The organism is Undibacterium sp. Tian12W, from assembly GCF_049339405.1.
GTDB lineage: Bacteria > Pseudomonadota > Gammaproteobacteria > Burkholderiales > Burkholderiaceae_D > Undibacterium.
In genome coordinates, this window is sequence record NZ_JBMPPK010000008.1 from 194,187 (window position 1) to 208,303 (window position 14,117).

Annotated in this window: 9 protein-coding genes; 5 read left to right on the top strand and 4 right to left on the bottom strand. The window is 49.7% G+C overall.

Annotation, left to right across the window (positions count from 1 at the left end):
• Positions 1-29 precede the first annotated feature (29 nt).
• Positions 30-857 (bottom strand): 2,3,4,5-tetrahydropyridine-2,6-dicarboxylate N-succinyltransferase, encoded by an 828-nt coding sequence (gene dapD, locus ACO0LI_RS12170; RefSeq protein WP_110253528.1) that lies wholly within the window; start codon positions 855-857, stop codon positions 30-32.
• A 77-nt stretch (positions 858-934) separates the two neighbouring features.
• Entirely contained in the window at positions 935-2,167 is a 1,233-nt protein-coding gene (gene dapC / locus ACO0LI_RS12175; protein WP_423032767.1) for a succinyldiaminopimelate transaminase, read from the bottom strand.
• Between the two features lie 304 nt (positions 2,168-2,471).
• Here dapC and smc point away from each other — a divergent pair, with 304 nt between their 5' ends.
• The 5 genes from smc to def all read left to right on the top strand — a co-directional run bounded on the left by smc (position 2,472) and on the right by def (position 10,632).
• Positions 2,472-5,996: a chromosome segregation protein SMC gene (gene smc / locus ACO0LI_RS12180; protein ID WP_422949866.1), complete on the top strand. Its 3,525-nt coding sequence runs from the start codon at positions 2,472-2,474 to the stop codon at positions 5,994-5,996.
• Positions 5,993-7,075, top strand: a complete 1,083-nt coding sequence (locus ACO0LI_RS12185) for a cell division protein ZipA C-terminal FtsZ-binding domain-containing protein (protein ID WP_422949867.1) — start codon at positions 5,993-5,995, stop codon at positions 7,073-7,075. The genes smc and ACO0LI_RS12185 overlap by 4 nt, the downstream gene beginning before the upstream one ends.
• A gap of 12 nt (positions 7,076-7,087) precedes the next feature.
• Positions 7,088-9,145: an NAD-dependent DNA ligase LigA gene (gene ligA / locus ACO0LI_RS12190; protein WP_423032768.1), complete on the top strand. Its 2,058-nt coding sequence runs from the start codon at positions 7,088-7,090 to the stop codon at positions 9,143-9,145.
• A 1-nt stretch (position 9,146) separates the two neighbouring features.
• On the top strand, positions 9,147-10,025 hold the full coding sequence (gene galU / locus ACO0LI_RS12195; RefSeq protein WP_422949869.1) for a UTP--glucose-1-phosphate uridylyltransferase GalU: 879 nt from the start codon (positions 9,147-9,149) through the stop codon (positions 10,023-10,025).
• Between the two features lie 73 nt (positions 10,026-10,098).
• Positions 10,099-10,632 (top strand): peptide deformylase, encoded by a 534-nt coding sequence (gene def / locus ACO0LI_RS12200; RefSeq protein WP_423032769.1) that lies wholly within the window; start codon positions 10,099-10,101, stop codon positions 10,630-10,632.
• A gap of 78 nt (positions 10,633-10,710) precedes the next feature.
• On the opposite strand, the gene ACO0LI_RS12205 is transcribed toward def, so the two are convergent.
• Positions 10,711-11,457, bottom strand: a complete 747-nt coding sequence (locus ACO0LI_RS12205; protein ID WP_423032770.1) for a pseudouridine synthase — start codon at positions 11,455-11,457, stop codon at positions 10,711-10,713.
• Positions 11,458-11,544: 87 nt separating this feature from the next.
• Positions 11,545-14,097, bottom strand: coding sequence for a [protein-PII] uridylyltransferase (locus ACO0LI_RS12210; protein WP_422949872.1), 2,553 nt, complete (start codon positions 14,095-14,097; stop codon positions 11,545-11,547).
• Positions 14,098-14,117 lie beyond the last annotated feature (20 nt).

Consider the following 14,117-nt stretch of genomic DNA (forward strand, 5'->3'; position numbering starts at 1 on the left):
AATAAAAATACAAAAAAACGCAAAAGTGCTTAAGCGCCGCGCAACAATTCATTGATACTGGTTTTGGAGCGTGTCTGTGCATCGACACGTTTCACGATCACTGCACAATACAGGCTGTATTTGCCATCAGCAGACGGCAAATTGCCAGAAACTACGACAGAGCCTGACGGTACGCGGCCATAGCTGACTTCACCTGTCGCGCGGTCATAAATCTTGGTGGATTGGCCGATATACACGCCCATGGAAATCACGGAATTTTCTTCAACGATCACGCCTTCTACGATTTCTGAACGTGCACCGATGAAGCAATTGTCTTCAATGATGGTTGGGTTGGCTTGCATAGGTTCCAGTACGCCACCTATGCCAACGCCGCCGGACAAATGCACGTTTTTACCAATTTGCGCGCAAGAACCGACTGTCGCCCAGGTATCAACCATCGCGCCTTCATCGACATAAGCACCGATATTGACATAAGAAGGCATCAACACCACGTTTTTTGCGATAAAGCTGCCACGACGTGCAACTGCAGGTGGTACTACGCGGAAGCCGCCTTTGACGAAGTCTTCAGCCGTGTAATTGGCGAACTTGGTTGGCACTTTGTCGAAGAACTGCATGTGCTCGCCAGAAGGCATAGTGATATTGTCTTCCAGGCGGAAAGACAGCAATACAGCTTTTTTGATCCATTGATTGACTTGCCAGCTACCTTCAATCTTTTGCGCAACGCGCAAGGTGCCGGCATCAAGTTCGCTCAATACATGGGCAACTGCTTCGCGGATTTCTGCAGGGGCAGATTTTGGCGAGAAATTTGTGCGGTCTTCCCAGGCTTGATCAATGATTTGCTGTAATTGTTGAGTCATGTTGAGTGTCTTCAAATGAAATTGTAAAAAATAAAAACCGAAATAATCTTGTGTCTGGTTGCTGTTTGGCTGCAGTATCAGACTGCTGCCGGAGTAAAATTCTTGCAAAAGCTGACTATCCTTTGTGCTGCTTCCAGGCATTCTTCGGGCTCAGCCACCAAAGCCATGCGTATACGGTTTTGCCCAGGGTTGATGCCATGGGCCTCTCGCGCCAGATAACTGCCGGGCAGAACTGTCACATTATATTCCTCGTACAGGCGACGGGCGAATTCTGTATCCGACAAACCCATAGCGTCAGGAATTTTTGCCCACAAGTAAAAGGCAGCATCAGGCAGTTTCACGTCCAGCACTTCTTGCAAAATCGGTGTGATCTGGGCAAATTTGCGTATGTACTTGTCGCGATTTTCTTGTACATGCATTTCGTCATTCCATGCCACGACTGAGGCAGCCTGTATGTTGGGACTCATGGCACTGCCATGATAAGTCCGGTACAGCAGGAATTTCTTGATAATTTCCGCATCGCCCGCGACGAAACCAGAACGCATGCCAGGTACATTCGAGCGTTTTGACAGGCTGGACAGGGTAATCAGGCGTTGATAATCGTTCCGGCCCAGTCCCCGTGCGGCTTGCAAGCTGCCCAGCGGTGCTTCGGCCTTGAAATAAATCTCGGAATAGCATTCATCTGCAGCAATAACAAAACCATAACGGTCTGAAAGGGCAAATAACTCTTTCCAGTCATCCAGATTCAATACTGCGCCAGTGGGGTTGCCCGGTGAACAGATATACAGCAGTTGTACGCGCTGCCAGACTGATTCAGGGATGCTCTTGTAGTCAGGTGCGAAATTGCGGTCCGGGTCAGCATTGGCAAAATAGGGCTCAGCCCCGGCCAGATAGGCTGCGCCTTCATAAATCTGATAAAAAGGGTTAGGGCATACCACTAATGGTGGTCCATTTTTGCAGGCGCTGGGGTCTATAACGGTTTGTGCCAGGGCGAACAAAGCTTCGCGTGAACCGATGACAGGCAAAATTTGAGTTGCTGCATCCAGCGGCGGTATATTGTAGCGGCGCCCCAGCCACGCCGAAATGGAGTTGCGCAAGGCATCAGAGCCAGCAGTCGATGGGTAACTGGCCAAGCCTGCCATATTGTCGACAATGGCATCCTTGATCAAAGCGGGAGTAGGGTGCTTGGGTTCGCCTATGCCCAGACTGATGGCTGGAAATTTGGAATTTGGCACAACATCGGCAAACAGGCGCTTCAGTTTCTCGAACGGATACGGCTGCAACTTACTGAGATAGGGATTAAATGTCATTTTTCGAATTGTTGTCGACGCTAAACAGGCTTTTTTAGCTTATTTCTCTGGTCTGCTTGAATTTGCTGCTTTTTAATTGCAATCCGTATTATAGCGTCCTGAGGATTCTATAGAGAAAGGCTTTCACCTGTACTTGCGTGAAATACTGATTAATATGTAAATTGTGTCATAAGTTTGAAAACTGAAAATTTTGCTCTTACGATGGTATGATGCAGCGATACAGGAACGCGGCTGGCATTGATGGCCTTGGCATATATACGATACGCGGTAGATTTGACTGCAAAAGATAATAAAATTATATAAAGTGCGATTAACTTCTATTAAATTAGCGGGATTTAAATCTTTTGTAGATCCCACCCATTTTCAGGTTCCTGGCCAACTGGTTGGTGTTGTCGGCCCTAATGGTTGCGGTAAATCCAATATTATTGATGCTGTGCGCTGGGTTTTGGGTGAATCCAAGGCTTCCGAGTTGCGCGGCGAATCCATGCAGGACGTTATCTTTAACGGTTCTACCCACCGCAAACCCGCTGGCCGTTCATCCGTCGAGCTGGTTTTTGATAACAGCATGGGCAAAGCCGCAGGCCAATGGAGCCAATACGGTGAAATTGCCGTCAAACGTACCTTGACGCGTGATGGCACGTCTACTTACTACATCAACGGTCAGCCAGTGCGCCGCCGCGATATTCAGGATATTTTCCTTGGTACTGGTCTGGGGCCGCGCGCTTATGCGATCATCGGTCAGGGCATGATTTCGCGCATCATCGAAGCACGCCCGGAAGAGTTAAGGATTTTCCTTGAAGAGGCTGCCGGTGTTTCCCGCTATAAAGAGCGCCGCCGCGAGACAGAGAACCGTATCCACGACACCCATGAAAACCTGGTGCGTGTGGAAGACATCTTGCGCGAATTGAATAACAACCTGGACAGGTTAGGTGCACAAGCTGTTGTTGCCAATAAATTCCGCGAATTGCAGACTGATCAGGAAGAAAAGCAAAAATTGTTGTGGTTGCTGCGTAAAAAAGAAGCAGAAAACGAACAAAAAAAGCATTTCGCCGAGATAGAAAAGACCCAAACCGACCTCGAAGAACAAACAGCCAAGCTGCGCCATGTCGAGCTGGAGCTGGAACAAATGCGCCAGGCCCACTATGCCGTCGGCGACCGCATGCATCAGGCGCAAGGTCATTTGTACCAGACCAATGCCGAGATTGGCAGCCTGGAAGCGCAAATCAAATTCGTCATCGAATCTCGCAGCCGTTTGCAATCACAATTGCAGTCACTGACTGCGCAGCGCGATCAATGGCAAAACCAGAGTCGGCAATTCCAGGATGATTTGTCTGAAGGCGAAATCCATGTTGAGGAGCTGGCCATGCGCGCCGAGCAGGCACTGGAAGTCAGCCAGCAACAGCAAGACAAGCTGCCCGCGATGGAGCAAATATGGCGTGAGTCGCAACTGAAGACGACAGAATCACGCGCCAAAATCATGCAGATGCAGCAGCAGATAGAGCTGGAATCTGCGCATCAGCGTAATGCGTCAAATATCCTGAACACCCTGGCAACCCGACGCGAGCGCCTGATGCAGGAAAAACAGGGCCTGGTATTGCCGGATACGACGCATCTGGACAATTTGTCGATGCAACTGGAAGAAAAAAAGCAGGTGCTGGAAGAGCTCACCATGCAGCTGGAAGAAGCGCAAGAGCGCTTACCTTTGCTGGAAGATGAGCGCAAACAGGCACAACAGCAAGTGAACCAGGACAGTGCTGAATATGCGCAACTGGAAGCTCGCCTGCTAGCCCTGAAGCAATTACAGGAAAAAGTACAGAGTCAGGGCAAGGTGCAGCCATGGCTGGAAAAGCACGAATTGAGTGGTTTGCCAAAAATCTGGCAAAAACTGCATATCGAAGCTGGCTGGGAAACTGCTCTGGAATCCATCTTGCGCGAACGTACCGCAGCGCTGGAAATGTCGAACCTGGACTGGGCAAAGGCCTTTTTTGGTGATGCGCCACCTGCCAAGCTGGCTGTCTGTGCACCGACTATCGTGGCAGAAACAGTTACTCCTCTGGCTGGCTTCAAGCCTTTCATCGATTTGTTGCAACTCAATGATGCAGGCTTGCGTGGTTTGATGCAAGACTGGTTACATCAGGTGTACATCGCTGACGATATTACATCCGCCTTCATGGACAGGGTTAAGTTACCAGCCGGTGCCTGTTTTATCACCAAACAGGGCCATGTCATTGCCCGCTCCAGTGTGCGTTTTTATGCCGCGGATTCTGAGCAAGATGGCGTGTTGGGACGTCAACAAGAGATAGAAAACATCACCAAGCAATGCCGCGCCAAGCACATGCTGGCGGACGAGTCCAAAACCCGTGCCGTACGTTCGGAATCTGCTTACACCCAAGCTACGCAGCAATTGCAAGACTTGCGCCAGCGTGTGGGTAGCCTTACACAGACTACCCATAGTCTGCAAATCGAATTCATGAAATTGTCTGAAGTGCAGGAACGCTTTAATCAGCGCAGCACCCAGATAGGCAGTGATCTGGCAGAAATCGCTGCGCAAGAGGGTGAACAGCAGCAAATCCGTGCCGAGTCCGAGCAAAAATTTGAGCAACTGGACATGGACCTGGCGGAGCTGCAGGAAACCCATGAAGAAGGCCAGACCGCTTATCTGGAAAAAGAGCAGCAATTGAATGAAGCCAGACAGCGTCTGCGCGATCTGGAACTTGCTGCGCAAGAAGCTGCTTTTGCAGAAAAATCCCACCGCAGCAAGATGGAAGAATTGCGCCGCAGTATCGCGACCGCGCTGGAACAATCCGCACAGCTATTTGCCAGCATGCAGCAGGGGCAGCTTGAGCTGGAATCCATGGACGACCAGACTGCACAAGCTGGTTTGCAAGATTTGCTGGACAGACGCAGCTCACAGGAAGTGGCGCTGGCAAATGCCCGTCATGAGCTGGATCAACTGACGCAGCAGCTGCGTCATCACGAAGAATCCAAAATGCAGGTGGAGCGTAGCCTGCAACCACAACGTGACCGTATCGTTGAATTGCAATTGAAAGAACAGGCTGCACGTCTGAGCCAGGAACAATTCTCGGAACAATTACGCAATTTTGAAGTCGATGAAGAAGTCCTGGCGCAAAAACTGCATGATGATCTCAAGCCGTCTTATTTGCAGGGCGAAGTTACCCGCCTGACCAATGCGATTGCTGCTTTGGGTGCCGTGAATATGGCCGCTCTTGATGAGTTGGCGCAGGCAACTGAGCGCAAGACTTTCCTGGATGCACAGCATGCTGATCTGACTGAGGCAATCACGACTTTGCAGGATGCCATTCACAAGATTGATATTGAAACACGCGATTTGTTGCAAGATACCTTTGACAAGGTGAACCACCATTTCGCTGAGCTTTTCCCGATTTTATTCGGCGGTGGTCAGGCGAAACTGATCATGACGGGCGATGAAATTCTGGATTCTGGCGTGCAAGTCATGGCGCAGCCTCCTGGCAAAAAGAATGCAACCATTCACTTACTATCTGGTGGTGAAAAAGCCCTCACAGCAACTGCGCTAGTATTCTCCATGTTCCAGTTGAATCCTGCGCCGTTCTGTTTGCTCGATGAGGTTGATGCGCCGCTGGATGACTCAAATACCGAGCGTTTCTGTAATATGGTGAAACGCATGTCGGCAAACACACAATTTTTATTTATCTCCCATAACAAGATTGCGATGGAAATGGCACAACAATTGATTGGTGTCACCATGCAAGAACAGGGGGTTTCACGAATCGTGGCGGTAGATATGGAATCTGCCGTCAATTTTGCTACTGAGGTTCAAGCGGCATGACAGATCTACAAATTAGTTTGTTAGCGATAGGTGGAACGCTGGTGGTCGGCGTCCTGATTTTTAATAAATGGCAAGAATACAAAGCCAAGAAAACTGTTGAAAATGCATTTGGCGATGGACATGATGATGTCCTTATGAATCCTGATGCGCCCGCTGAATCCATAGTCAGGCATGAGCCTAGCCTGGATGGCGATGTGCAGCCTGTTGACGATGTGCCGCAACATCATGAGCCCATGCATGCAGATACTGCCACTGAAATGGAAGCCCCAGTAGCAATACAGGATAAGGAATTGCCAGTTGATGAATTAATCGATTGCGTGATTCCATTGGAGTTTGAAACACCGGTACGTGGTGAAAAAATTCTGGCAGAAATTGCAGACCTTAAATATGTGGGTAAAAAACCCGTGCATTTCATAGGCCAAAGCCACAGCGGTGAGCGCGATGTGATTGCCGTTGGTGGGGCTTACACCTGCCTGTTTGCAGGCGTGCAAATGGTCAGCCGCAATGGCCCTTTGAATGAATTGGAATATTCTGAATTCATCATGAAACTGCGGGCGATTGCTGACAATCTCAGTGCACACCCGGATATCCCGGATATGAACAAGGTCATGGTCAACGCCCGCGAATTGCATCAATTCGTCGCCGAGCATGACGCACAGCTGAGCGTGAATATCGCTGCCAACGGTGCACCATGGGCCTTGAATACTTTGCTCGCAGCATTGGAGAAAATGGGCTTTGATCAGCGTCCTGATGGTCGTTTGATGATGCCTGATGGCGATGGTGGCAGTCTGTTCACTTTATCGACCAATGTCAGCGTCAGCGAGACCATGACTTCGCGTCTGACCCTGTTGCTGGATGTGCCTTGTGTTGCCCCTGCACGCGATGGCTTTGGTGCCATGGCAGCTTGTGCACGCTCTTTAGCGACTCGTCTGGGTGGCACAGTCGTGGATGACGGCAATCAGCCCATTTCCAAATTGGCACTCGATGAGATATCCGGCCAGGTTCATGAATTTTATGCAGCAATGGCAGAGGCGCAGATTCCTGCTGGTTCTTTGCGTGCCCAGCGATTATTTAGTTAATTTATTCCAGACATGCAGAATGATCTTTTGGATGCTGCCGCCAAGGCGGCAGATACTTCAACACTAGCGGCACAAGCAAAACACTTGCGCACAGAGTTGAACCGGTATGCACATGCCTATTACGTACTGGATAATCCCAGTGTGCCCGATGCTGAATATGACAGATTGTTTTCAGAACTTCAGCGGCTGGAAGAAACCCATCCCGAATTAAAAACCGTCGATTCACCCACCAGCAGGGTAGGTGGGGCACCGTTGCCAGAATTTGGCCAGGTGCAGCATGCTGTGCCCATGTTGTCGTTGAATAATGGCTTTGAAGATGATGATGTCGTCAATTTTGACCGCCGCGCCCGTGAAGGGCTGGATATTCAAAATGAAATTGTCTATGCAATAGATTTGAAGTTTGATGGCCTGGCCATTAATCTGCGCTATGTCGACGGCGTTTTCACGCAGGCAGCGACGCGGGGCGATGGCTTCACAGGCGAAGATGTTACCGAAAATATTCGCACCATACGTAACATCCCCTTGCGCTTGCGGGTAGACAATCCGCCAAAGATACTGGATGTGCGCGGTGAAGTATTGATGTTCAAGCGCGATTTTGAAAAACTCAATCAGCGCCAGCGTGATGCGGGTGCCAAAGAGTTTGCCAACCCGCGTAATGCTGCTGCTGGCAGCCTGCGTCAACTTGATTCAAAAATTACTGCTCAGCGTAGCCTGCGTTTTTTTGCCTATGGCATAGGCCTGCTGGAAGGCATGAGCATGCCTCCTTCTCATCGCGCTTTACTGGACTGGTATAAACAGGCAGGCATCCCTGTCTGCGAAGAAAATGCCTTGGTCAGTGGTGCATCTGGTTTGCTGGAATTTTACAAGTCTATTCAAACCAGGCGCGATAACCTGGATTATGAGATTGATGGCGTGGTCTATAAAGTCAATGACTTTGCCAGCCAGCAGTCGCTTGGTTTTGTATCACGCGCGCCACGTTTTGCAATCGCTCACAAATTCCCGGCGCAAGAAGCTTTAACTTCTGTACTGGATATAGAAGTGCAAGTCGGTAGAACCGGGGCGATCACACCTGTCGCCAGGTTGGCCCCTGTTTTTGTTGGTGGCGTGACTGTAACCAACGCCACCTTGCACAATGAAGAAGAGATACAGCGCAAGGATATACGGATAGGTGACACGGTTTCTGTACGCCGCGCAGGTGATGTCATACCTGAGGTCGTTGCCAGCATATTGGAAAAACGTCCGGCAGATTCGCGCCAGTTTGTCATGCCGGTGGAATGCCCGATTTGTGGCTCGCCCATACAAAAGCCGGAAGATGAAGCGATTGCCCGTTGCAGCGGTGGCTGGATAAAATGTACTGCGCAACGCAAGGGTGGCCTGTCGCACTTTGCTTCACGTAAGGCAATGAATATTGATGGTGTAGGAGAGCAGCTCATTGATCAGTTGGTCGATAAGAATGTCGTTACAACTGCTGCAGATTTGTATAAGCTTGGTCTGCGCGCGCTGGTTGAACTGGACCGCATGGCAGAGAAATCTGCGCAAAATGTATTGAGTGCGCTGGAAACATCGAAACTGACCAGTTTTCCGCGCTTTATCTATGCACTGGGTATACGCCATGTTGGTGAATCTACGGCAAAAGATCTGGCTGCGCATTTCGGTAATACGGATGCATTGATGAAAGCGACGGAAGAGCAGTTGCTGGAAGTATCGGATGTCGGCCCTGTGGTTGCCAAGTCTATACTCCGCTTCTTTTCTGATCCACTTAATGTGGAGTTGGTGGAGCAATTGCTGGCATCTGACATACATTGGCCGGAGATAGAAGTCCAGGAAAAAGGTGAGCAGGTATTGGCTGGCAAGACGCTGGTATTGACAGGTACCTTGCCTACGCTAAGCCGTGATCAGGCGACAGAGATCATAGAAAAAGCGGGCGGCAAGGTTTCAGGTTCAGTATCAAAAAAAACCAGCTATCTGGTTGCTGGTGATGATGCGGGAAGCAAGCTGGTAAAAGCGCAAGAATTGGGTTTAACTATATTGACAGAAGCAGAATTGCTTCAACTTTGTTCCAGGAGCTGAAATGAGAAAAATTACAAAAGCAGTATTCCCCGTAGCTGGTCTGGGTAGCCGATTCTTGCCTGCCACGAAAGCACAACCTAAAGAGATGTTGCCTATCGTTGATAAGCCGCTGATTCAATATGCGGTTGAAGAGGCAGTTGAGGCAGGCATTACAGAAATGGTATTTATTACTGGCCGCAACAAGCGTGCAATTGAAGATCATTTCGATAAAGCCTATGAGCTTGAAAGCGAACTGGAAGCAGCAGGCAAAGAAGCCTTGCTGGATCTGGTCAGGAACGTCATTCCCAAGAACATCAACTGCATTTATATCCGCCAGACAGCAGCTCTGGGTTTGGGCCATGCGGTATTGTGCGCCCGTCCGGTAATTGGCGATGATCCTTTTGCTGTCTTGCTGGCAGATGATCTGATGGACGCGGATGCAGGTCAGCCATCTGTCATGGCACAGATGGCACGTCAGTACGAAGCCGAAGGTGGCAGCATCATCGCAGTACAAAATGTACCCCGTGAATTTACCCGTCAATATGGTATTGTCAGTGGCACACCATATACCGAGAGCCTCGAAAGAGTGCAGGGCATAATAGAAAAGCCTATGCCTGACGTTGCCCCATCGACTCTGGCGGTGGTTGGTCGCTATATTTTGTCTGGCCGTATTTTCTCTTATCTGGAAACCCTGGGTAAGGGCTCCGGTGGTGAAATTCAATTGACGGATGGTATTGCTGCCATGTTGAAAGACTTCCCGGTCTATGCCTTCCGCCCAAATGCGACGCGTTATGACTGCGGCTCCAAGCTCGGCTATCTGAAAGCCAGTGTTGCTCTCGGTTTGAAACACAAGGAAACCAGTGCAGAATTTACCGAGTTCCTGCAATCCCTGAATAAATAATGCAATTCTGCGGCCAGCTATAAACTGGCCGTATTTACATTAAGTCATTTACTCTTATTACATTTGGTGCACCATGATTCATCCTATCCTGAAAATGGGCGATCCACGACTGTTAAGGGTTGCCGAGCAAGTCACTGCGTTTGATACTCCAGAATTGCATGAGCTCATCGAGGATATGTTCGAGACCATGATTGCTGCCAATGGCGCTGGTTTGGCAGCGCCGCAAATTGGTGTGAATTTACAACTGGTGATTTTTGGTTTCAAAAATAATCCACGTTACCCTGATGCACCTGTTGTGCCTGAGACAGTGCTCATCAATCCTGTACTGACACCTTTGTCTGAAGAGACTGATGATGCATGGGAAGGCTGTTTGTCTGTGCCAGGCATGCGAGGCCTGGTGCCGCGCTGGAGTGCTCTGCGGTATGAAGGCTATGATCAGTTCGGTACACGAATTTCACGTGACGTAGATGGCTTCCATGCCCGCGTCGTGCAACATGAGTGCGATCATCTGAATGGCATTTTGTATCCCATGCGCATACGCGATCTGACACAATTTGGTTTTACTGAAGTTTTGTTTCCAGAGCTTGATCCTAACGACGATGATTGAGTCATTGATTCCAAAACAAAAGGGCAGGAATTGAAATTCTTGCCCTTTTGTTTTTTGAAGAGTGCTATAGAGTGCTAATTAAAATTGCTCATCTTCCCGGAGGTAACGCCATTGCCCCTCCGGTAATTTACCCAGCTTGATCTTGCCTATGCGAACGCGTTTCAGGCCTATCACTTTCAATCCTACCATGTCGCACATGCGCCTGATCTGGCGCTTCTTGCCTTCACGCAGGATGAAATTCAACTGATCTTCATTTTGCCAGGTGACTTTGGCAGGCAGTAGTTTCTTGCCATCCAGTGACAGACCATGATTCAGACGACGTAAATCTGCATCTGGCAGACGACCAGGTTTACTGTATTGCACGCGCACCAGATATTCCTTTTCCACCACGGTGGTTTCACCTATCAGGTGCTTGGCGATGCGGCCATCCTGGGTTAATACCAGCAAACCAACCGAGTCAATGTCCAGGCGGCCAGCAGGCACGAGGCTGCGTAATTGGGTAGGGTGGAACTGGGTATCGACTTCATCTTCCGCCCAGCGGTTCTCTGGCTTGATCAGGGCGATTGCTGGTGTATAACCATCTTCAGCCTGGCCACTGACGAAGCCAACGGGCTTGTTGATGAGGACCGTGACGCGTTTGGATTGCTCTGCAGCGGCCTGCCTCTCCACAGTCACTTTTTGATGGGGCAATACCTTGCTACCCAGTTCGGAGATGACATTGCCATCAACCCTGACCCAGCCGCGTGCTATCCATTCATCGGCCTCACGGCGGGAGCAAAGGCCAAGTTCGGACATGCGTTTGGAGAGTCTTACAAGTTCAGTCATGATGCTTTTAGAGTAGTCTTGCCTGAGAGTAGTTGCGGATCAGGCGAGGGTGTTGATTATTCGGTTGTAATATTGCGTTGTCAGCGTTTAAATTCTGAGTGCGTCCAGCAAGTCGGTTTCAAACTGTATCTGGCTGCGTGCACCTTGCAAGGCCTGGCCATCGACGATGAAAACGTCTTCTACCCTTTCGCCCAGGGTCATGATTTTTGCTGTATGCAAATTGATTTTATACTTGGTCAGTATATTTGCCACTGCGTATAACAAGCCATTTCTGTCATTCGCAGAGATCGACAGTAAATAATACTGGCCACGGTCATCAGGCCTCAAATCGACTGTGGGCACGATAGGGAAGGTGCGTGACATGCGCGACAGGCGTCCACGATTAGGTGGAGAAAGCGGAGTCTGACGCGTCAGTATCTCTGTCAGTTCGTGTTCTATCAAATTAATGATGTCACGATAATTATTTGCAAAAGCCGGTTCTATGACCAGGAAAGTATCAAGGGCATAGCCATTTTTGCTGGTATGAATTTTTGCATCAAGAATGCCAAAATTCTTGCCGTCAAAATAATTGCAAATGCGCGCAAACAGGTCGGGCTGGTCTTTGACATAGACTGTGATTTGCAAGCCTTCACCGATAGGTGAGAGGCGGCATTTCACCACAGGTGTCTGGCTATCGATGCGATCGTGCAAAGCACGTGTTTGCCAGGCGATATCAGACGCATCATGGCGCAGGAAATAAGCAACATCAAGTTGATGCCAGAATTTTTCATGCGCGTCAGGTGCCAGGCCATACAGGCGCAAGGCTTTCAACGCATCTTCCTGACGATTTTTTAATTCCCTGTCCTTGCTCGGCGCCTCTCCGCCCAGTACCCTTAAAGCCATGCGGTACAGGTCTTCCAGCAGCTTGCCTTTCCATGCATTCCAGACCTTGGGGCTGGTGCCACGTATATCGGATACCGTCAGCAAATACAGTGCTGTCAGGTGGCGTTCATCCTTAACGATGTTGGCAAAATTTTGTATCACGTCCGGATCAGACAAGTCCTGCTTTTGCGCCACATGCGACATGGTCAGGTGATTTTGTACCAGGAAGATAATCAGCTCGGTATTGGCTTTGCTGAGCCCATGGTCATAACAGAATTTTTTTGCATCAGCCATGCCAAGAATGGAATGGTCGCCACCACGGCCCTTGGCAATATCATGGAACAAGGCTGCGATGTACAAAACCCATGGCTGATTAAAATTTGCCATCAACTGGCTGCAAAACGGGTATTCATGTGCATGCTCAGGCATGGTGAAGCGACGCAAATTGCGCACTACCATCAGGATGTGCTGATCTACTGTATAGGCATGAAACAAATCGTGCTGCATCTGACCGATAATACGGCGGAAATTAGGCAAATAACGCCCCAGGATACTCATTTGGTTCATGCGCCGCAGGGCATGGGTGATCCCTTGTGGCGACTGCAGGATTTGCAGGAACAATGAGCGATTGAAGATATCGTGGCGGAATTCAGCATCAATCAACAGGCGTGCATGCCATAGTGCACGCAAGGTCCTGGCCGTCATGCCCTTGAGCTCTCCATGCCTGGCCATTGCCAGAAATACTTCCAGTATGGTCGATGGATTGGCTTCAAAGGTATCGTCCCTGGCGATGTCGATGAAGCCATTTACTTCATTGAAATGCTCATTGATCGGGCGTGGCACAGAGGGCTGCGGAAACAATACGGCTTCTATGTTTTGCAGTAGCACCGTATTTAGCTGTGTTACTGCCTTGGCTGCCCAGTAATAGCGCTGCATCAAGTGCTCGCTGGCACGCCTCGACTCTGTGGTCTTGAACCCAAAGGTTTCTGCTATTGCTGTCTGCACGTCGAAAATCAAACGGTCTTCACGGCGTCCTGCGTAAATATGCAGTCGGATCCGTATATCCTTGAAGGCACGCTCATTGCGCTTTAACTGACGAGCCTCGACATCGGTGATCAGGCCGCGCTCTGCCAGCTCGCGCCATGAGTTACCCAGATTGGCGGCCTTGGCCACCCAGAGTATGACTTGCAAGTCCCTGAGTCCACCCGGGCTCTCTTTGCAATTGGGCTCCAGACTATACGGTGTGTCTTCGTATTTGACATGGCGCTGTTGTAGTTCCAGTAATTTTTCCTGGAAGAACTTTTGTGGATGCAGGGCTTCCGTATAGCGTTGCTGCATTTCCTTGAACAATTTACGGCTGCCCGTAACCAGGCGTGCTTCCAGCAGGCTGGTTTGCACGGTGATGTCAGCTGCAGATTCCTGCAGGCATTCATCAATGGTACGTATGCTGTGACCAATATCAAGACCTATGTCCCAGAACAGCTGCACCAGTTTTTCCAGCTTCTCTCGCAAGGCGGCGTCCGGCCTTTCCTGCAATAGTATCAACACATCAACGTCAGAGTAGGGAAAAAGCTCACCACGTCCGTAGCCACCTACGGCGACCAGCGCCGCCTCTTTCGGAAACTCAAAGTGACGCCAGATTTTACTGAGTTGCTGATCGACGTTGCGGCACAAATCATGCAGCAGTTGTTCTGCCTTGTGATTCTCCTTGAACGCATTGATGACGATCAGTTGCGCTGATTTCAGTTCTTCCTTGAAAGAGAGTGCCGGTGTCTGCATGTGGCCAGGATTTTAATCGG